Below are 22,952 nucleotides of genomic sequence, written 5' to 3'. Positions count from 1 at the left end.
TTTTACCCTCCGGGCGTCCAAAGTTGCTGCGCCAATTACTTTTTCCTTGTATCGCTGCTGTTCTGGCCGGTTTTCGTCAGCTGGTCAATCGCTTGTTCAATGGATAGTGTGCCATTGCCCAGTTCCTCCATTAGCCGCTTCGTATCTTCCTCCAGGCTTGCTCCTGCACTTACCTGCTGCAATACTTGCGACATCTCGCGGTCGTACGCAAGATGTTCCAGAGCTTCTGTGCCTGCTGCATCCTGCTCCTCTTCATCCTCCCGCATATACTGCTGCAGCTTGCTGACGGAAGTGTATTCAAACAAATCCAGCAATCTGACCTTGCCCGGATAATGCTTTTCCAGAGAAGCGTGAACTCTGCCAAGCAAAATCGAGTCGCCGCCAAGCTCGAAGAAATTATCGTCCATGTCGATTTCATTAAAGCCAAGAACCTGGCAATAGATTTCCGCCAGCTTCGTTTCCAGATCGGTGTAATCGCCGTCTTTTCCAGTAAGCTTGATTTCGCCCTCGAAGCGTCTTTGCGAAGCCAGCTGCCTTGCCTCCCACCGTTTCTGGGACCCCGTTATGGCAGCATCAATCGGCGAATCCAGCAGCTGCGGAACGAGACCAAGCTCCCACAGCAGATCCGAGCCGTAGTTGAGCTCCCCAATTAAAACGTTCGATACGCTCCGGTTCAAAGCTTCGTCCAAACCGCGCATAGCCACTGCTGTAGGAAGTGCCTTGAAGGCGCCGTCTGCATTGACGCCGAACTCCACCGCCATACCGGTTTCCTTCCACGCAACCCAGTTGATGGACAGCGCTTTTTGCTGGTTCAACGTTTTGTATTTTGCAAATGCATCCAAAAACGTATTAGCTGCACAGTAATCCCCTTGCCCCGGCACTGCGAAACGCGAGCTCATGGAGGAGAACATGAGGAAGAAATCAGGCCGATCCTGCTCGGTCAGCTTGTCGAGAATCCACGTTCCGAACACCTTCGGATGGACGACCTCGTTGAACACCTGCTCTTCCTTCAAATAAAGGAAGCCATCACCGCCAACACCGGCGCCATGGACAATGCCATTAATGCGTCCATAACGTGCGCGTAGCCCGCCGACCAACTCTTCCATTTGCTGCATATTAGCGATATCGAGACTGTAGCATTCGACATGTGCACCCATTGCTTCAATCTCACGTACCGCTTTTATTCTCTGGATAGCCTTGCGGTCGGTTCTGCTGTTGCGGTCGATCATATCATCCCATGTTGCCTTGTCTGGCAAAGGCGTACGGTTAATGAGCGCAATATTGACTTTCTTTCTCGCCGCCAAATATTTGGCTGTCTCAATGCCCATGCCGCCTGTCCCGCCTGTAATGAGATAGATCCCTTCTTCCTTGACCTCGATCGGCTGCTCATTTGCCTCTTGCACGCGGTATTCCTTGAAAATTTCGGCATAGCGCTCATTGTCGCGAAAAGCGACCATATAATACGACGGTGCTGCCCCTATTTCGCGTATAATCGTATCCAAACTCGTTGCTTCATCGATATCAATAGCGCGGCACAGCATGCTCGGCAGCTCTTGCCTTGCGGATTTTCCGAGTGCCAGGAGCGGTGCATTCCACGGATTGACCCGGGTTTCACGTCCGCTTACAACATCGACATAATCAGAAATGATAACCGTATCGGTTACAGCGCTTAATCCTACTTGGGCTACCGCTTTGGACAAATAAAACAGGCTGTAGACGCCTCTATACTGCGTTTCATTAAAGCTGTTCCAGTCAACCGCCATGCCTTCCGGCACGATGCTGAACAGATGGATGATTTTGCTCCACGTTGTGCCCTTGTTATCTTTCAGCAGCAACACATAATCGTCCACTGTACCGCTTACGTGATAGCTGCCGTCATCGAGCTTGGCATATTGCTTTCGCAAATAAACTTGAACGGTCTTGGTTCCTCTCCGGTTCCACTCAGCAGCAAGCGATTGTCCCAAGCCCTTCTCATCCATAAAGATAAGAACTGGTCCGGCCTGGCTTGTCTGCTCTGCCATCAGCTGCTCCTGTCTTACCCACTGCCCCCCGTAATACAAGCCGCCAGCCGTTACTTCTGTCACGGCCTGCTCATATTCGGGAATCTCAACCCAGCAGCGCTCTCTTTCGAACGGATAGGTTGGGAGGCTGATTCGATGCAGCTCTTCACCGAAGTAGAAAGGTTCCCAATCGGTTTCCACCCCTTGTACGTAAAGCTCGCAAATGTTCGGCAGGCTGCTGGCATCAGTGCGTTCCCCATCTACATAACCGTCAACCAATTGTCCGAACTGCTTCGTCATGCTTATTCGCTGGCTTTCTGTAATTTCGCCGTCGGATTTTTTCGCTTTCGTTTCCGAGACGATTTTATGGAAGCCGTAGAACAACCAAGGCTGTTGTACGTTTTCGAAACCGTATTCGTCCACTTCCGCAAGCTTCCGGTTGAAATCCTCCGCGTCGTTTACGATAAGAACCAGCCTGTGTGCGTAGTGGCCGCGTCCCGTGTTTGCGGTATAGCAGGCGTTGCGGAAGGCAGCCGCTGAACCGTCGCCAAAACGCTGCGATTTGTATTGGCTGACGAGGCGCCGAAGAGCGGTATCCGTCAGTGCGGAGAGCGTGAACAGCTGCGGACGTTGACTAAGCTCCTCTTCGCCTTGCAGATGCGAGGTTTCAGCGCCCAAATACTCTTCCATAACGACATGGCAGTTCGTTCCACTCATGCCAAAGCCGCTTACACCGCATCTTCGCGGATGGCCTTCCGGCTCCCACAATTTGCGGGTTGCATTGACATACACAGGCGAGTTCATAAAGTCGATTTTTCGGTTCGGACGGTTAAAATACAGATTTGGCGGCAGCTCTTTGTTTTTCAGCGTCAAAACCGCTTTAATGACGCCCGCGATGCCCGCAGCCTCTGATAAATGCGTTAAATTCGTTTTTGAAGATCCGACCGCGCAAAATTGTTTCTTCTGGGTATACCGTTTAAAAGCGCGCTGGATACCCTGAATTTCGATCGGGTCTCCCAACTGGGTGCCCGTTCCGTGCGTTTCAATGTACGTAACCGTTTCAGGATCAATCGCGGCATCTTCCCATGCCTGAATAATAACTTCCTCCTGAGCAGCCGGGTTCGGCGCAGTCAAGCCAGCGGAGCTTCCATCTTGGTTCGATGCGCTTCCCTTGATGACAGCGTAAATATTATCCCTGTCCTGTATCGCCTTCTGCAGCGGCTTGAGCAGTATCGCCCCAACCCCTTCGCCTGTTCCCGTCCCTTCGGAGAGCTCATCAAACGCCCTTGTTTTGCCGTCTGTCGACTCCATGCCGATGCCTCTTGGCGAGCCCTTGCGGAAAATAGGCATCATGTTCAGCCGTACCCCGCCGGCAATCGCCATTTCGCAGTCGCCCATGCGTATTGATTTGCAAGCCAAATGCACGGAGGTCAAGGAGGAAGAACAAGCCGTATCAACAACGACGCTCGGGCCCTTCAAATCGAACAGATATGAAACTCTGCCTGTCGCTACCGAAGCCGTATTGCCAACTAGCGAAGCGCCTTCCGACTGCGGCTCGACCTCGCTAATAATGCGGTGGAAATAGACCATATTGGACGCAAATCCGAGGTAAACCCCCGTTTTCGTGCCATAAATCTTTTTGCCTCCGTAGCCGGCATCTTCGATGGCATGCCATGCTGTCTGCAAAAATAAGCGATGGTTCGGATCGGTCGTGCTCGCTTCCTTCGGAGACATTCGGAAAAAGCGATAGTCGAACTTGTCGATTTCGTCCAAATAACTGCCCATCTCGTAATCGACCGCATTGAGCGGCCAACCTTTGAAGGCAACGTATTTTTCCATATCCTTTCTTCTAACATCCGGATAGCCGCTGCCGTTATCAACGCCAGCCTGCAGCGCTCCCCAAAATTCCTCGTTCGTGCTCGCCTTCGGGAACTGGAATGACATGCCGATTACTGCAATATCGCTGTCCGTTGACAAAGCTTCACGCGCAGCGATCGTCTGCTGAGGCATGCTGCTCTCCGTATCCTGCTCTACGATATATTCCGCCAGCTTGGAAATCGTCGAATGCTCGAACATGTCCGCAACCGATAACAAGCCGGTGTAGCGTTTATCCAGCTCCGCATGGATGCGCATCAGCAATATGGAGTCGGCTCCAAGCTCAAAGAAATTGTCGTTAATGTCGATCTCGGCATAGCCGAGCGCATTTTGGCAAACCGCAGCAATCGTTTTTTCGGTTTCGTTGTAGGCTGCCCCGTCACGGCCAGTCAGTTGTACTTCACCGCTCTTTGCCGCTCCCTTCGGCTTCGCAGCCTTATTGGAAGTGGAGCCAGCGCTGGCAAGCTGCTGCTTATGATAGTCGAGTCTGCGCTGCAGCGGCTCTGACAGCCTGACCGTAGCTTTTTCCAGCAATAAAATGCCCAGCCGGTCATAGTTGAAGCTGCCGATTAACGCTCGGCGGCTTTGCTTGTTCAGCAATGCGGTAAACCCTTCAATGCCGCTGGCCGTTGGCAGCGTCTGGAAGATGGTGCTCACCGCCACTCCGCTATTTTTCGCCATGCCGGTTTCCTTCCACGTCGTCCAGTTAATCGTCAGCGTCTTCTTGCCCTGCTTGCTCCGATAATGAGTGAATGAGTCCATATAAGCGTTAGCTGCCACATAATCGCTTTGGGTCGAACCGTAATATATGGTAGCGACGGATGAGAACATGGCGAAGAAATCAAGCTGATCATCCTCCGTACATTTGTTCAGAAGCCACGTTCCGTTTACTTTAGGCAGCAGTACGTCGCGTATAACGTTTGCCTGCTTGTCCTTCAGCAGCTGGTCGATAGCCACGCCCGCGCTGTGAACGATACCGTCAATTTTTCCATACACGCTGCGAACATCCGAAAGCATTGCTCTAAGCTCCGGCTCATCAGAAATGTTTGCCTGATACAGCTTGACCTGTGCTCCAGCTGCTTCCAACTCGCGAATGGCGTTAATTTTGCTGATTAAAAGCAGATCCGTCCCGGTCTGGACAATCGCATCCCAGCGTTCCCGCTCAGGCATCGCCGACCGGTTCACGAGGATCAGATTAATGGAAGAGGCACTTGCAGCTAGCGACTTTGCCACCTCAAGACCGATTCCTCCTGTTCCTCCCGTTATGATGTAAACGCCCTGCTCCTTAATCGTTACAGGCTCATCCGCGATGCGATCGAGCTCCATTTGGGCAAATTGCTCCACGTAACGGCCATTTGCGCGGAAAGCGACCCCATATGGCGATGATCCTGCGCCATACATAATCTCCTCATTAAGCTGCACCGCATCCGTATCCTGATCCATATCAATGCTTCGGACATTGAACGGCGGATGCTCCTTCGTCACAACCTTGCCGAAGCCAATCGCGGTTGCGTGTTCCGGGCGAATGAGCGTTTCAACACCGCTCACCTCTTGGGCATTGTCTGTTAGAAGAACAACGTCAAGCGGCTGCTTTCCGTTCGTATGAAGCCAAGCCTTATATAGATAGAAAAGACTGTATAAGCCGTGTTTTTGGCTCTCATCCAGCTGCTCTACGCGGTCGATTGGAGCGATAGTATCCAAACTGAGCATATGGACGATTTGCGTGAGCGTTTCGGCACCAATATTTTCAAAAAGTCTAATATAATCGTCCTGCGTGTTGCGAATTGTATAAGAACCGGAATGGTGCTGGATGTATTCCTCGCCTAGCGAGACATTAATAATAGCCCTTTGCTCCCGCGCACATGCTGCCTCCAAGCCTTCAGCGATTTGCTTATGGCTATCGCTTCTTCCGCCAAGGAGCAGGACAGCGCCAGCCAAATCTGCTCCGGTTTGGGACGAACGCTCCTCTGGCGTCCATACCGGCGCGAAGTAGAAGCCATCCTCCTGTGCTTCTGCTGACGTCTCCAGCTCGGGAAACTCCAGCCAGCATCGCGAATTTTGCAGGGCATAGGTCGGCAGGCTGACGCGCTGCCTCCGTTCTCCTTCATAGAGCCCGCTCCAGCTCACATCGCCGCCGCTTGCATAAGCGGAGCAAAGCAAATGCAGCGTATGCTCATCGGATTTTCCAGACGCAATCCAGCTCTCTAAATGCTGGTCTGCCTCGCTGCCAAGTCGGCGCTTCTCCTGCTCATCGATTTCGCCTAGTTTCGGCGTTGCGTTGGCACGTGCTACCCGGTGAACTCCATAGCAGGCCCAAGGGGCCGTGAAAGACTCCAGATCGGCTTCCAGGCAAGCACGGATTTTAACCTGCAAATCGTCCAAATCAGCAGCCATTAGCGCCAGGCGGTAAGCATACGTACTGCGGCCCGTATTGGCCGTGTAGCATATATCGGAAAGCGAAGAGTTCCCTCCACTTTGCTGCAAATATTCATTGTAAAGCTGCAGCATCTCCCGCAGCGCTTTACTGCTTCTCGCCGAAAGCGTAAACACCTCTGGCCCCGCAGATGCAAGCTCTGTAGCCACTTGCTCCGGCGCTTCCTCCAACACGAGATGGCAGTTGGTGCCGCTCATGCCAAAACCGCTCACTCCGCCCCTTCTTGGGTGCCCGTCCGTTTCCCAATCACGAAGCTTCGTATTGACATACAAAGGAGAATCCGTGAAAGCGATTGAAGAATGGGGCTTTTGAAAATAAATCGTTGGCGGCAGCTTTTTATATTTCAGCGACAGCGCCATTTTGACAATGCTCGCGATGCCTGCCGCCTCGCTTAAATGTCCGATATTCGTCTTGACAGAGCTGATTGCGCAAAACTGTTTCTTGTTCGTATATTTTTTAAAGGCGCCTTCAATGCCCCTAATTTCAATCGGATCACCGAGAATCGTGCCAGTTCCATGTGCTTCAATATAGTCAAGCGTCTCCGGGTCGATGTTCGCCTCCTCCCACGCCTGCTGGATGACCGAGGTTTGCGATGCCGGATTCGGCACAGTAATGCCTGCGGTCTGGCCGTCATGATTGGCTGCATTGCCTTTAATGACGGCATAAATATGATCGCCGTCTTTAAGCGCCTTCTTCAAAGGCTTGAGCAGCAACGCTCCTGCCCCTTCGCCGACGCCGGAGCCGTCGGCCGTATCGTCGAACGCCCGGGTTCTCCAATCGCCCGACTCAATGCCAATGCGAATGTTCTCGTCATCGACTGGAATAATATTCAGCTTAATTCCGCCAGCGATAGCCTGGTCGCATTGTCCTTGCTTAATCGCTTGGCAAGCAAGCTCTATGGCTACTAAAGCAGACGAGCAGGCTGTATCTACAACAAGCGCAGGCCCTTTCAAATTTAACAAATAGGAAATGCGGGTTGCCGCCATCGCCTGCATATTGCCCACCGTTGCAATCGGTATCAGCGTCGGGTCGATATCCATAATCATTTTGCAATACAGATCCTTCGGGCTTTGCGTATAGCCGAGATAAACGCCGGTTTTGCTGCCTGTCAGTTTATCGCCACCGTAGCCGGCATCCTCAATCGCCTTCCACGCCTGCTCCAGAAAAATACGCTGATGCGGGTCGGTCAAGCTCGCTTCCCTTGGCGACATGCGGAAAAACTCATAGTCAAAGCCGTCAATATCCTCCAAATAGCCATATTCGGGATAAATGATTTTATCTTTGTCAAGCTGCTTAAATTTGATATAATCGTCGGTGTCATTTCTCCGGTTTTGCGGAATTTGCTTGACGGTGTCGATCCCATTTTCAATATTGCTCCAGTATTCATGGATATCACGGGCTCCTGGAAGTCTCGCAGACATGCCGATAATGGCGATGTCATCCTCTACCTTCGCTCCACCCTGCTTCAGCATGGCAATCATCTCGACAGCCGTTTCCTTGTCGATGTTGCCGCTTGTCGTCTGATTCACGATAAATGTAAAAATATTGTTCTGCACGATTTTCCCCTTTTCCTACAGATCTTCAATCACGTGAATGGCTTCTTCCAGACTCATATTGCCCTCTGCAAGCTTCCCGAATATGTCTCTTGCTTCCTGGCGAACGTCCTTGGCTGCAGCAACCAGCTGCTGCTCCTGCTCCTCTTTGTTAATATGCTGCGCTAGCCGCTGGACGGAAGGAAACTCAAACATGTCGGTAATCGTCACCTTGCCCGGATACTCCGTGTCAATCAATTTATGAATTCTCATCAGCAGCAGCGAGTCCCCGCCGAGCTCGAACAAAGTATCATGAATGTCAATTTCCGGATAGCCAAGAATGGTGCTGAAAATGTTGGCTACCTCCTGCTCGACCGCATTATAGCCATCTCCCTGCTTGCCCCGAAGCGCGGCTTTCGAAGGTTTTGTGCTGTTGTTCACAGGGCTGCTGCCTTTCGGTAAAATAATGAGTCTGCCTTGGTCGAGCATGGCGGCATCATAATTTCCATTGGAGATGATTTTATGCCCTTCCTGCTCGGTATTTCCGTTCAACAACCCGCTGACCCGATCATTCAGCTCTTCGGTTAAGTGAAATGGAAACGCCAAAAGCAAGGACAAATATTCCGGACTTTCGTTCATTTCTCCGATGAGCACCCTCGTCATATTCCGCTGCAGCGCCGTATCCATGCTTTCAATCGCTTGCACGGTAGGCAGCGCCTTATAGAAGGAATCGACGTTGATGCCGAAGCGGACGGACATGCCCGCCTCCTTCCAGGAAACCCAGTTTAACGCCAGCGCATGGCGCTCCTGCTTTCTCCTGTAGGCAGCAAATGCGTCCAAATAAGCGTTTCCAGACACGTAGTCGCCTTGTCCAGCCTCTCCAACCATCGAAACGCCAGAGGAGTGCATAATGAAAAAGTCGAGCTGGTCTTGCCGGGTAAGCCTGTCCAATATCCAGGTTCCCGCCACTTTCGGCTCCAGCACGTTTTTGAAAATGTTTAAATCCTTCTTGAACAAATAACCCGCACCAGCTATGCCAGCGCCATGAATGACGCCATTTATTCGTCCAAACTTCTCTCTCAGCCCGCCGATTAGCGCCGCCATTACTGCATAGTCCGCTATGTCCGCACTATGAAGCGTAATACGGCCGCCCATCGCTTCAATTTCTTGAAGCTTTTGTATTTTACGAATCGTATCCTCGTCCTCGCCGCCTGCAACAACGGCTGCCCACTCCTCCTTCGGAGGAAGCTGGGAACGGTTCACAAGGGCCACATTTACATTCGCCTTGGAAGCCAAATACTTGGCGTTTTCAAGCCCAATGCCTCCGGTGCCACCTGTTATGAGGTATACGCCAGTATCGTGAATGGCTGTTTCAGCTTCTTCAAGCTTGAGCGGATCAATCGGGCCGTACTCCTCCGTATGCCGGCAGCCTTCTCGATAAGCCACGTGATATTGCTTCGTAAAATGCTCCAATTCCAGCCATATGGCATCCACTGGCGTGGAATCATCAACATCAATCGCTTTGCATACGATTTGCGCAAACTCCTGTGGAATAACCTTCCCTAACCCAACGAGCGTTGCCCATTCTGGGCTTAATTCAGCTTCCCGCCCCGTTGCGGCATGCAGCAGCTTCGTAAACAGCAGCATATGCCGTTTGGACCTCGGGTCATGCCTCATGATGGACCTTGTTAAATAGAGCAGACTGTATATCCCGTACTGCTGGGTTTGCTCCAGCTCTTCCAGCGTTTCGGGAGCAGCACTTTTGGAAAGTCCGCTCATATGCAAAATATGGGTAACGGGACGCCCAACCAAGTCAACCATGAGCTTGTCATAATCGTCCTCACGGCTCGCAAGCGTATAGCGGCAATCGTCATGCCGCTTGAAGCGATGCCCAAGGGAAGCAACGATGACATTCCGCCCTTGTGCCCGCAGCTTGTCGATCATCGACTGCACGAATGGGGAACGGGCTTCGTCCTCGATAAGGAGCACATCGGCCATTGGTGAGTGGTCCGCGTCCTCTGACAGCGCTTCTGCTCTCCAATTAAACCCGTAGAATAGACCACGCTCTGCTTCTTCCGCTAAGGCTTGTACTGGCTGCTGCAGCGGCGCATCCATCCAGCATCTGCTCCGCTCGAAAGGGTAAGCAGGAAGCGAGGTCTTGGAGGGCTTCACTTCTCCAGCTAGCATTTCCCAATCCACATCTGCGCCTTTGACATACAGCTGTGCTACTTGCTCGATTAAGCTGCTGGACGCATCCGGCTCAGCCCAGTATGCAGCTATCAACACCGCCGCTTCTGCGCTTAACCGTTCTTGCTCCTTTGCAGGCAGATCGTTTGCTTCAAGCGCTTCCTTCGCGGAATCGATGAGCCGGTGAACCCCGTAATATACTGCGCCTTCGGCTTCATCAAGACGAGCGCTGACCAGCTTGTCCCGCAAATCCGCTACGCTTGTCGGAAGCAGCGCTAACCGATGCGAGTAATGGCCTCTGCCCGAATTCGCGGTATAGCAAACTTCCTCTAAATTCAGCTGGCTATTATGCGCCAAAAATTCCGAGTAAAGATGAATTAATTCAAGCAGTACCTGTTCTGACTTGGCAGATAACGTAAACAGATGAGGTGCCCCCGATTCCTGTACAGAAGCTGCTTGAGCTGGAGCCTCCTCCAACACGACATGGCAATTCGTTCCACTAATGCCGAAGGCGCTTACACCGCATCTGCGCGGCGCTACATCCGTTTCCCAAGCACGCAGCTTTGCGCTTACATACACCGGCGAGTCTTCAAACGGTATTGACCGGTTCGGATGATTAAAATGAATCGAAGGCGGCAGCTGCTTCGTCCGCAAAGCCATCACAGCTTTTATGACGCTTACGATGCCAGCAGCCTCGCTTAAATGACCGATATTCGTTTTCACGGAGCTGACCGCGCAAAACTGCTTTTTGCTCGTATGCTTGCGGAAAGCCGAATGTATACCTTGAATTTCAATCGGATCACCCAAATTGGTGCCCGTGCCGTGAGTCTCAATGTAAGCAATCGTTTCAGGGTCAATTCCAGCATTTTCCCACGCCTGCAAAATAACGTCCGTCTGCGCTTGCGGGTTTGGCGCGGTAAGTCCTGCGGACCTGCCATCCTGATTGGTGGCGCTCCCTTTAATGACCGCATAGATGACATCCTTATCTCTTAAGGCATCTTTCAGCGGCTTGAGAACGATTGCGCCAATGCCTTCCCCTACCCCAGAACCGTTCGAATGGTTGTCGAACGTTCTTGACACCCCGTCGGTCGATTCTATGCCCGTTTGCATATAATCTTTGCTGAGCGGCACCGTATTAATGTTGATGCCGCCGGCAATGGCCATTTCGCAAGTGCGGCTGCGCAGCGCCTGGCAGGCCGAATCTATTGCGACAAGCGATGAGGAGCAAGCTGTATCAATGACCATGCTAGTCCCCTTCAAATCGAGCAAATAAGAAATTCTGCCCGAGATGACGGCGTTCAAGTTTCCAACCAAACCTATCGAAAGAGCAGTCGGATCAATGTCCTCAATCATTTTGGCGTACATGTCCCTATAATTGCTGGCATATCCGACAAACACGCCTGTCTTCGAGCCCTCCAGCCTGCTTCCTCCGTAGCCCGCATCCTCAACGGCCTGCCAGCTTGTTTCCAGAAACATTCTCTGGCACGGGTCCATCAAGCTTGCTTCACGTGGGGAAAGCTTAAAAAACTTATAATCAAATTTATCGATTTCTGGCAAATAAGCGCTTTTGTTATAACGGATTTCCTCCTCGGGCACCCCCTTGAATCGAAGGTAGCGGCTAATATCGCCGCTGCGCGTATCTGGAAAGCCGGTAATGCAATCAACACCGCTCTCGACCACGTCCCAAAATTCCTCTATCGTACTCGCAGACGGGAGTTTGGCAGCCATGCCGATAATGGCGATATCACCCGCATCCGTTACGGCTTCTGTTTCCAGCAGCTTAATTAAATCAATGGCTACCTGCCTGTCTATCTTTTTGTCCTGAACACCCTGTACCAAATATTTGTACGCCTTATCCATATTCTCACCTCTCTTTGGAGCCAAGCTTGGAGAGCACCTGTTCAAGATCGAGATCCCCATTATCAAGCTCGTCAAACATCCGGTTTAATTCGTCATCCTGCAGTGCCGTCCGATTGCTTACTGGAGCAGCTGCTGCGACCACCCCTGCTTGTCGCCGTTCGATATGCTTAGCCAGCTTATGAACCGTCGGATACTCAAACATATCAGTAATGACAACCTCCTCGGTGTAAAGCTGTGAAAGCTTCTGATAAATCTGCCGAATCATTAGCGAGTCAGCACCCATTTCGAAAAAGCTTTCGTGGATGTCGATCTCGGAAAATCCGAGCACCCCTTTGCAAGTTTGAGCGACCTGCCGCTCGGTCTCGCTGAACGCATCATGCTCGCTTCCAATCAGCTTAACCGCTGCGTATCCGGCAGATTTGGATGATCTTTCCGGCGTTTGCGCCAAACGTTCGTTCAACGCATCCAGGCTTGCCGTAATGTCATCTGACAATTGAATTGCATAATTATGCAGCCATAACGCCATTCTGCTCTCCAAATTCAGCTCCCCGATCAGTACGTTGCTTTGTCGTGTTTGCCATACAGCATCCAGCAGCTCCATCGCACGGGCAGCCTGTATCGTCTTGAAAATGGTATCCGCCTGAAAATTGTGATCGGAAGCCATCCCCTTGCCTTGCCATGTCGTCCAATTGATCGTCAATCTTCTTCTTCCATCGCTTGATGGCGCCATACTATAGGCATCGAGGTAGGCGTTTGCCGCAAGATAGTCGCTTTGATAGCCAGTCTCGAACATCGTTGCAATAGAGGAATACATAAGGAAAAAATCAAGTTGATCTTGCAAAGTCAGCTGATCCAGCAGCCATGTGCCGTAGATTTTGGCACGAATGACTTGCTCAAATGTATCCAAGCTTTTCTCCATTATGGACTCGGTGCGGGCAATTCCTGCGCCGTGTACAATTCCTTTGATTTCCCCATGCGTTAGCCGGATGTGTTCCAGCATGGCTGCGGTTTCATCGTATTGGGATACATCACATCGGTACAAAATCACTTCTGAGCCGCCAGCTTCGATCTCCCGAATGCTCGCGATTTTCTCACATAGCTTACGATCCTCATTGTTCAGCAATATGCTATCCCATGTCGGCCGATCAGGCAGTTCAGAACGATTGATTAACACCAGTTTTATGCGGCCTTTGCGGCTTAGCCATTTTGCCGTTTCAAGGCCAATTCCGCCTGTACCGCCCGTTATCAAATAGACGCCTCCGGCTTGAACGGTTAGCTCTTCGCTGCTGGACTCATTCAGGCTGCTGCATGGCTCAAACAACTCGACATAGCGAATGCCGTTTCGAAAAGCTACAAGTCTGGCGTCTGAATTTATCGATAATTCAGATAAAATCTCCTCCAGCTGCACCTCTCCGTCCATGTCGATACTGCGGCAGCGTATATTCGCATGCTCTTTGGAAAGGGCTTTGGCTAGCCCAAGCAGCGGTGCATTTTCCGGTCGGAGCTGACGTTCTTCCCCCGTAATGCGGCAGGCATTTTCAGTCAGTACAATGACTTCCGTATCGTGCTCGAAGCCGCAGGCTGCCCATGCCTTCATCAGCAGGAACAAGCTCATAGCGCCTCTTTGCTGGCTTGCTTTCAGCTCATCTATGCTGGAAATGACGCTCCCCGCCAGGCTGCCGCAATGAATGATTTGAGCAATGCCTTGCTCCGCTTCCTCCTGCAATAGCTGACTATAACGGTCCAGCCATTTTGCTTCAATCTCACCCATCTCTTCTGTAGCGGACAAATCAGGAATCTCCGCTAACAGCACCTGCCTGCCCTGGTCTCTTAACGCGCTGGCCAAACGGTCAGCAAAGCCTTCGCTGTCCTTGACGATCACCGTCACACCAGCAGCAGGCTCTGCCGCAGAAACGGCTAACCGCGCCTGCTGTTTCCAGCTCATCGTAAAGGCGGCTGGCCGTTTTTTCATATCTTCAGCAGAAGCGTCAGCGGAAGCTGCCTTGAGCACAGCTTGCTTCGCAAACTTAGGAAATTCCGCCCAGCATTTCGTCCTCTCAAACGGATAAACTGGCAGTTGAACTTTGGCGTGGGTCTGTTCCGCATAGAGCTGTTCCCACGGGATATCTGCACCCTGTACATAAAGCTCGCATAGCTGCTGTAACGCTTCGGTATGGTCCAGTGCTGGCGCATTTTCCAATGCCAAGACGGCTTGTTCTCCTTCTCGACTGAGCTCGCTTTTTCTCGCCTCTGTAATGTCGCCTGGGTTCCGAATGCTGCGCTCGTCGCTTACCGCCCGGTATTCGCCGTAATAAACACCCTCCTTCGGAAGCGAGCTAAAGGTTTCCTGCTCGGCCAAAAGCTTCAGCTTTCTAGACAGGTCAGCCGCATCAGCGACGATCAGGGCGAGGCGGTGGGAATAATGTCCTCTTCCCGTATTCGCCGTATAGCAAATATCAGCAAGTGACCCGACGTTGCCATCCACAAAGCGACCGGCATACTGCCCTGCCAACCTTATAAGCGATCCTCTGCTAGCTGCGGACAAGGTCAATAATTGAACCGAAGCTTTCGGCTCATCTGCCTCTTCCGGTGCAGCGGCTTCCGGTCTGTACTCCTCAATAATCATGTGGCAGTTCGTGCCGCTTAGGCCAAAGGAGCTGATCGCGCCTCTCATCGGCTGCTCATCATTTTCCCATTTTCTTGATTGGGCGTTGATGAACAGAGGTGAATCCTGCAGATCGATTTTAGGATTCGGCGTTTGGAAGTACAGGGTCGGCGGTATTTCGCGATGCTTGAGCGCCATGACAGCTTTTATAATGGATGCCATTCCAGCCCCTTCATTCAGATGGCCGATGTTTGATTTAACCGAACCGATTGCACAAAACTGCTTTTTGTCCGTATAAGTCTCGATTGCCTGCTTCAGCCCGCTGAATTCGATTGGATCGCCAAGCGCAGTCCCTGTGCCATGCGCTTCGAAAAAGGCAATCGACTCCGGATGAATGCCCGCCTTCTCCCACGCCCGCGTAATAACGTCCGTCTGTGCAGCTGGATTTGGCGCGGTTATGCCCATCGATGCGCCGTCCTGATTGATGGCGCTCCCTTTAATAACGGCATGGATATGGTCACCATCTGCCTTGGCTTTGCTGAGCGGCTTGAGAATAATGGCCGCTGTCCCTTCGCCGCTGCCTGAGCCATCGGCGTAGGCGTCGAAGGCGCGTGTTTTTCCATCCGTAGATTCAATGCCGATTTTGTTATGCTCATGGTCGAGCGGAATGAGAAACAGCTTGACACCGCCAACTATCGCCATGTCGCAGTCGCCGCCCCGGATCGCATTGCTCGCCAGATGAACAGCAACTAAGGAGGAGGAGCAGGCGGTATCCACGACCATGGTTGGCCCCTTCAAATCCAGCAAATGGGAAATGCGGCTTGGAAGCATCGCTGATACGTTGCCGACAATGGCTTCCGACATCATGACGGGGTCCACATCGGTGAGCATCTTCTGATACGAATCGCGAATAATGTTGGCAAATCCGACATAAATGCCGGTTCGGCTGCCACGCAGCTTATCTCCCCCATACCCCGCATCCTCAATGGCATGCCAGGCCTTCTGCATAAACACCCTCTGGCACGGGTCCGTCAAATTAGCTTCCTTAGGCGATATTCGGAAAAATCGGTAATCAAACTCGTCGATACCTTCCACATAAGCGCAGTCCATATAGCCGGGATGTCCATCTGGAGCTTGCCCTATAGCTGCCAGATAATCGTCTGCGTATGAGCGCCGCTCTTGCGGGATAGGCCCCGTGCAATCTACGGCATTGCTGATGTTCGTCCAATATTGGTCAACCGTATCCGCTCCTGGAAACAGCGCGGACATTCCGATTATCGCGATATCATCATCATGCGCGGCAGGAACATCTGCAGCAGAGGTATTGCGCTTGACTACTTTGTTCACTGCTTTGTTATCTTCCTTAGTCAAAAATGACGCCAGCTTGGCTATTGAAGCGTATGCAAACAAATCAGCTATTGAGGTTTGTCCCGTGTACCGCTGATCTACAAGCTTATGCAGCCGGTGCAGCTGCACGGAATCTCCACCAAGTTCAAAGAAAGTATCGTTGATGCTCAGCTCCTCGTATCCGAGTACTTCGCGGTACAAGCCCGCCAGCGTCTGCTCCACTTCGGAGTAGGAGCCGTTTTTGCTGCCTAACAGCTTCACCTTCACTTCCTGCATGGGCAGCGGCTTGCTTTGAACAGCCTGCTCACTGCTGCTGTCACTAAACATGATAGCTCGCAGCTTTTCTGGCAAATGGAATACATCTTTGCTGAACAGTTCCAAACCGCTCGGGTTAGACGTGTTCACTTCCCCAATTAATACACGGGTGATAGCCTTGCTGATGACTTTATCGAAGCCTTGGAGCGCTAACGTTGCGGGCAGCGTTTTGAAAATGCTGTCGATCGTTTCACTCGTTCCTTCTCCCATTCGCGCCCCATCCCATACGACCCAGTTGATGGAAAGAGCGGGCTTGCCGAGCTTTCTTCTATAATCAGCAAAAGCATCAAGATAGCAGTTTGCAGCTGTATAATCGCCTTGACCCATTTCGCCAACAAGCGCCACGCCTGACGAAAATAATACAAAGAAGTCGAGGTCATCCTGCTCCGTTACTTTATCTAAAACCCAGGTGCCCATCACTTTCGGGTTCAGCACTTCCTCGAATACGGCTGTGTCCTTGCGGATGAGAAAGCCTCTGCCCGCTACGCCCGCCGCATGAATGACGCCGTTTATTTTTCCATAGGTTTGCCGCAGCCTCTCCATGGTGGCGCTCATTTCATCCAAGGAGGTGACGTTAAGCGAGATGCACTCCACCTGTGCTCCAGTGGCAGCTATTTCATGCAGCTTCTTAATGGTGTCATGCAGCCGTGATCCGCCATCCTGCTCCAAATACGTGGGCCAGTACTCCTGCTTCGGCAGCGGGGAGCGGTTTAACAGCGCCACATTTATTTTTCCTTTGGACGCCAAATGCTTGGCCGTAAGCAGTCCGAGGTTGCCGGCGCCGCCTGTAATGACGTAAACGCCTTCCTCCTTAATGGAAACGGGATCATCAGGCAATTGCTCAACATCGGTCTCTTCCATTATTTCTGCAAAACGCTTGCCATCCCGATAGGCGATTTGATAAGTCGTTTTGTTGCGGCCCAGCTCCGAAATAACATCGCGGGCAGTTGTCAAGGCATCCATATCTATCGCTTTGCAAGTAATATGCGGGTATTCAATGCCAATGACTTTACCCAAGCCGAATAGTGGCGAGTTTTCTGGCTTCAAGCACGTTTCCTCACCGGTAACCCGGTTTACATAGTCGGCTGCGATAATGATTTCATGATTATGCCCAACGCCGGCATTCAGGAGTGCTTTAGTCAAGTGGAACAAGCTGTACACACCTAAGCTTTGTCTTTCACTTAGCTGCTCCGCCGACATCATCCCATCTGGTCCGTTGCAGCAAAGCAGATGCAGTATTTTCGTAAACTTCACATGTTTAAGTGCTTCCGTCAGTTTGTCGTAATCTTCCTCGTTCTCGCTGATCATGTAGGATTGCGGGCTAACCACCTGATAGTGTGTCCCCCGTTTAACCTGTATGCAATGAACGCCTTCCTCCTCTAGCTGCTGGGTAAGCTGCTGCCATTCGCCCAAAATAATGACCGTTTCTCCCCGCATAGCGCGGGTAAGTTGATCCGCCGCCTCCTCCATCCACTTCATCGTGTAATAGAGTGCGTTTGCGCGTTCAGCAGGCGCACGTTCGGGGATTTGCAGCCAGCTGCGCTTCCGCTCAAACGGGTAAACGGGTATATGCGCCCTTTTCGCCCGGCTTCCCCTGTACATCGCGGACCATCCAATGGCTGCCCCAGCCGTATACAGCTCAGCGATTTGATGAAGCAGCTCTGGAAGCTCAAGTTCGGCAGCGGTTTTCAACTGTTTGACAAGCTGCTCGGCTAGCTGTACGAAAGGAGTATGATCACCTGCCGGCTTCGCTGTGCCGTAAGAGAACCAGGAAGCATCCAATCCGGATAAATGCTGCTGCTGTGCGATTAGCTGCTTTAGCTTCCCTTTCAGATCCGCAATATTTGAAGCGACAATAGCTAAACGAATCGGATGGTGATCGCGTCCTGCTGCCAGCGTATAGCTAATATCCTTAAGGCTGGCCCGATGTTCCCCATCAAAATATTCGTCCATATGCAGAAGCAGCGTATGCAGCGCTTCCCCGCTTTTTGCCGATAGCGGAATGATATAAGGCTGCTCTGGCGCGCCAGCCACCTGATCAGCGTTCGCGGGCTGAGCGATATATTCTTCCAGCACGACATGGCAATTGGTACCGGACAAGCCGAATGAGCTGACACCGCAGCGCCTTGGCGCCTCTCCTTGAGCCCATGGCTTCTGCGACGTGTTTATGTATACTGGCGAATCAATAAACGGAATTTGTTTATTCGGCGTCTTAAAGTGAATGCTTGGCGGAAGCAGCTGGTGCTTTAGCGCCAGCGCGGCTTTAATGAGCCCCGCAATTCCTGCACAATCATACAGATGGCCGATATTCGTCTTCACGGACCCGATGGCGCAAAACTGTTTTTTGTCCGTATATTTTGCGAATGCTTTGCTTATTCCTTCGATCTCAATCGGGTCACCCAGCTTTGTCCCCGTACCGTGTGTTTCGATATAGGCAAGCGTTGCTGGATCAATGCCCGCTTCCTTCCAAGCCTTATTTAGAACGGCTGTTTGAGCGGACGGATTTGGAGCCGTAATTCCCATGGAAGCGCCATCCTGATTCACCGCGCTGCCCTTAATGACACAATAGATGGAATCGCCGTCCCGCTTAGCTTTGCTAAGGGGCTTAAGCAGAACAACGGCTGCGCCTTCCCCCATTCCCGATCCGTCGGCTCCGTCGTCAAAGGCGCGGGTTTCATCGTCCGTAGACTCGATACCCAGCTTCGCATGATTTTTGTTTTGCGGAAGCAGGTTAATGCGGACTGCGCCAGCAAGCGCCATTTCACAGTCTCCCTTGCGAAGCGCCTGGCAAGCCAGATCGACAGCAATAAGCGAGGAGGAGCACGCTGTGTCCACGGTCATGCTTGGCCCTTTAAGGTTAAGCAAATAGGAAATCCGGCTCGGAATGATGGAAGACAAATTTCCCGGCATCGCTGCCGATATCAGAGAGGGAACAACGGCTTCAATCATCTCCCGGTATACATAGCTTTCAACGTCTCCGATATGTCCGGCATACACCCCGATATTGCTGCCTGCCAGCTGCTGCGGCCCATATCCTGCATCTTCGAACACATTCCATGCTGCTTCCAGAAACACACGCTGGCGAGGATTCATCAATAGCGCTTCTTTGGGCGGAATGTTGAAGAAAGAATAGTCAAATGCGTCGATATCCTCGAGATAGGCGCCGTTGGAGTAGGGTATTTCCGATTTACCCGAAAATCGGACAAACCGATCAGCATCCTCCCGGCGCTTTTCCGGAAATTTCGTTACGCAGCTTACCCCATTTTTAATATTTTGCCAGAACGCCTCTGTATTGCGAGCATTTGGAAAACGCGTATAAATGCCGATGATGGCAATGTCATGGTTGCTCACTTCCTTTATAGCTGCCGTTGGCAGTTCGTCCTGGCTTCTTAGACGCAATTGCGTCAAATCCGGCGATTTCGTCTTCAACTTCATCCCCCTGTTCTTCAGCGGTTCGCTAGACCGAAACCTTATCGCTATTTTCCACGATGTCAGCGAGCAACAGCATGTATTGGGTAAAAAGCTCCTTTATTTTGTGCTCCTTCAGTTTTCGCGAGTTAAAGCCGCACAGCACCTCAACTTGCTCATCGTATTCTGCAAGCTCGATCACAAGATCAAACACTTCGAGCCATTGGCCTTGGGTGGATGAGCCATCAGCATGAATAACGAAGAGCGGCAAAATCCGAAGCTCCTCACTTTGCTGAATGCGATCCAAATCCTTAGCGGCATAGACGGATTCATCGCCGTCCCCATTGTCATCACCATTGCCGTTGCGGGCTTCCAGCTTCGTTGCAGCGAGCTCAATCAGCCTCTCAAAGGAATCCACCTCTGCAAAATCGATAGTCAGCGAGCGGAACTGATTTTCATCAGCCGCCACTTGAACATGAATAGTTTCCTCACCGGATGCCAGCTTTAGCAAATAGAGAAAACCGGACAACAGGATATGCTTGAGGTCCGTCCTTGCCTCATCGGCTATGGCTTGAAGCACCCTGCATGTTTCGTTATCCAGTTCAGCCTCAAAGGCTGAAACGACCTGGCTGCCCTCTTTGTTAAAGTAGGCTTCATCCATACTGACGGATGGCAGGCTTAGACTGCCGCCGCGGTCGATGAACGCGGTCAGCTTAGCAATCGTCGGATATTTGTACAGGTCAGGAACGGATACGCTGCAGCCATGCCATTTTTCCAGCTCATCGGAAAGCTGGGTGAGAATCAGCGAATTGCCTCCGCTCTCATTAAAATGGTCGTGAATACCGAGCTCCCGCCCGAGCAAGTCCTGGCAGAGCCTCAGCAGCATCTGCTCTGTATTTTCGAAGGCAGCCTGCTTGCTCTTGATGCTCTCCATATCATGAATGATGAAATCGAACTGCCCGCTTGCATATTGCTCGCCCAGCTTATAGCGCTGGATTTTTCCACTCGTTGTTTTAGGTATCGATTTCACAGGGATAACATGGTCGATAAATAGGCCCATCTTCCGGTGAATATGCTGCTTAACTCGGCTCGCAAGCTCGCAGAACGCCTCCAGATTTTTACCTCTGTAGAGTAGGAACAGGCACGCTTCCTCCGTATCCTTAGTCGTTCCACCCGTTCCACAGGCTGCCACATTCCAGAGCTCGACCCCGTCAACTTCCTCTGCTACTCTCTCAATGTCGTGGGAGAAAACATTTTGCCCGTTGACGAACAATATGTCCTTTGCCCTTCCGACAACGATTAGCCGCCCATTCTGCATAAATCCAATATCCGCTGTATTCAGCCACTCGTCTGCCTGCCTTTCAGCAGCTTCTGGTTCGTTGTAATACCCTCTGGTGACGCTCGGCCCTTTAATGAAAATGTAACCGACTGTGGACATCGGAAGCGGGCTGCCCTGCTCATCAGCAATCATGATTTCACAGCTTTCAATCGGACCGCCTACGTCCACATAAAGCAGGCTGCCCGGTTCACCTCGCTTAAGCAAACGAACGGTCTCTCCAATCCGGAGAAATCTCCGGTCTACAGCCACATACTTGAACGGCTCATTTTGCGGGGTAAAGCACACGCCAACCGTTCCCTCTGCAAGCCCGTATGCCGGCCTCATGGCCGTCTGCGGGAGATTATATTTGGCCAGCTGCTCCATAAAACGCTCGCTAATTTCCGTTGAAATGGGCTCGGCGCCGTTGCAGAGGCAGGAAAGGCCAGATAAATCCCAGCCGTAGTCATGCTCTTGATCATAAAAGGCCAAAAAATATTTATAGCCGAAATTAGGGCTGTACAGCCGATTAACGCGGTGCTTATTCGCCTTCTCTATCCAGAGCAGCGGGTTAAGAATAAACAGCTTCGTCCGCATAATAAACTGCGAGGATTGTGTATAGGCATGCAATAGATGCATCGCAATTAATCCCATGTCATGTGTAAGCGGCATCCAGCTTAAAACCCGTTCTCCAGCATCTATATGCCATATTTTCTGCATGGCAGCGACGTTGGCCATTACGTTGCTATGGGTCAGCACAACGCCCTTCGGGTCTCCCGTCGATCCAGAAGAGAACTGTATAAAGGCGATATCATCCGGCTCAGCCTCCATCAGATCTGCACTGCTCTCTCCTTTTAAGGATGCTATGTCTATAAATCTACCTTTTATGGCGTCCACGCTAGGAGCAAATTTTTGGCTTTCCTCTGCGAATGAAGTCATACCCTTCATCGTCGCTTCACTGCCCATAAAATGCGGGTTGCTTAATTTGCCCCACACCTTACAAACCTTCAGCTTCGTTTCGTCATTGGTCGCTACGGTTACCGGGACGGCGATAATCCGCCCCAGTATGCAAGCCCAGAAAACTTCAAGAAACAGCCGATTATCCTGTATTTGCAATAACAGCTCGTGTCCCGCTTGTACCCCGTAATGACGCAAATCATGAAGGAGACATAATGAACGCTCGTACAGCTGGCGGTAGGAGACAAACTCCTCCTCGTCTGCCTCGTTGATAAATGTGATTCCCCGGTCAACCATTTCACGGTTTGCTGCGAAAATATGATGCATGAGCCGGTGCTTGTCCATAACCGCTGGCTCACCCCCATTCGTTTTATAGGTTCAGCGCAAGGCTTTATGCTCTCGCTTCATGCACACTGCTAAGCAATGTGCGATTAATATGTTGAATGACCGTATCAAAGCTGTCATTAATATAAAAATGTCCGCCCATAAATTTATGAATTGAAAATTCACCCGTCGTGTGCTTGCCCCATTCAGCAAAATCCCGCTTATTGACATCCCAGTCTTTCACGCCTGTCATCGCATCAATAGCTGTGGACAACGGCTCTCTGCTGCTGTCATAAACATAGGACTCCATTGCATAAAAATCGGCTCGCAATATCGGAATAAAAGCATCCGCAAGCAGCGGGTTTTCAAACAGCTCCGGAGATGTTCCTCCAAGCTCCAGCAGACGCTCTTTCAGCTGCTCATCTGGCGTGCTTGGATTGACCAAATCCGGTCTCTGAATATGAGGAGCCCATCTGCCTGATACGAATATCATCGCAGGGTCATGGCGTTGCTGCTCCCTCAGCTTATGCGATAATTCAAAGGCCAGCATGCTTCCCATGCTGTGGCCAAAAAAAGCATAAGGCCCATCGTCAATAATGCTGTCGATTTGCTTATACACGTCTTCAATCGCCTCATCAAAGGTGTTGTACAAAGGATCTCTTGGCCGGGCGCCCCTGCCTGCAAGCTTCACAGGCACGAAATCGATTTGGTCAGAAATATGTTTTTTCCACTTGTAATAGTACATAGATGAGGCACCGGCAAAAGGAAAGGCAAGCAGCTTCAGCTTCTTCAT

The 22,952-nt window shown here is 51.4% G+C and carries 5 protein-coding genes; all 5 read right to left on the bottom strand.

Annotated elements, in window-relative coordinates; genetic code table 11:
• Positions 1-35: 35 nt before the first annotated feature.
• The 5 genes from ASF12_RS23570 to ASF12_RS23550 are packed head-to-tail and all read right to left on the bottom strand — an operon-like array spanning position 36 to position 22,952.
• Positions 36-7,865: an SDR family NAD(P)-dependent oxidoreductase gene (locus ASF12_RS23570; protein ID WP_056040188.1), complete on the bottom strand. Its 7,830-nt coding sequence runs from the start codon at positions 7,863-7,865 to the stop codon at positions 36-38.
• Positions 7,866-7,880: 15 nt separating this feature from the next.
• On the bottom strand, positions 7,881-11,888 hold the full coding sequence (locus ASF12_RS23565) for a type I polyketide synthase (RefSeq protein WP_056040185.1): 4,008 nt from the start codon (positions 11,886-11,888) through the stop codon (positions 7,881-7,883).
• 4 nt (positions 11,889-11,892) lie between these two features.
• Entirely contained in the window at positions 11,893-19,584 is a 7,692-nt protein-coding gene (locus ASF12_RS23560; RefSeq protein WP_056040184.1) for an SDR family NAD(P)-dependent oxidoreductase, read from the bottom strand.
• Positions 19,585-19,612: 28 nt separating this feature from the next.
• Complete coding sequence (locus ASF12_RS23555; RefSeq protein ID WP_056040182.1) at positions 19,613-22,180, bottom strand: non-ribosomal peptide synthetase; 2,568 nt, start codon at positions 22,178-22,180, stop codon at positions 19,613-19,615.
• Positions 22,181-22,226: 46 nt separating this feature from the next.
• Complete coding sequence (locus ASF12_RS23550) at positions 22,227-22,952, bottom strand: thioesterase II family protein (protein WP_056040179.1); 726 nt, start codon at positions 22,950-22,952, stop codon at positions 22,227-22,229.

It is taken from the genome of Paenibacillus sp. Leaf72 (assembly GCF_001422685.1).
In the GTDB taxonomy this organism is placed as follows: Bacteria; Bacillota; Bacilli; order Paenibacillales; family Paenibacillaceae; genus Pristimantibacillus.
This window is presented reverse-complemented; position numbering and strand designations above follow the sequence as displayed.

Bases quoted from the DNA above. Each gene is read 5' to 3' on its own strand.
- ASF12_RS23565 (WP_056040185.1), bottom strand. From the start codon at position 11,888: ATGGATAAGGCGTACAAATATTTGGTACAGGGTGTTCAGGACAAAAAG.
- ASF12_RS23555 (WP_056040182.1), bottom strand. From the start codon at position 22,180: ATGGACAAGCACCGGCTCATGCATCATATTTTCGCAGCAAACCGTGAA.
- ASF12_RS23550 (WP_056040179.1), bottom strand. From the start codon at position 22,952: ATGAAGAAGCTGAAGCTGCTTGCCTTTCCTTTTGCCGGTGCCTCATCT.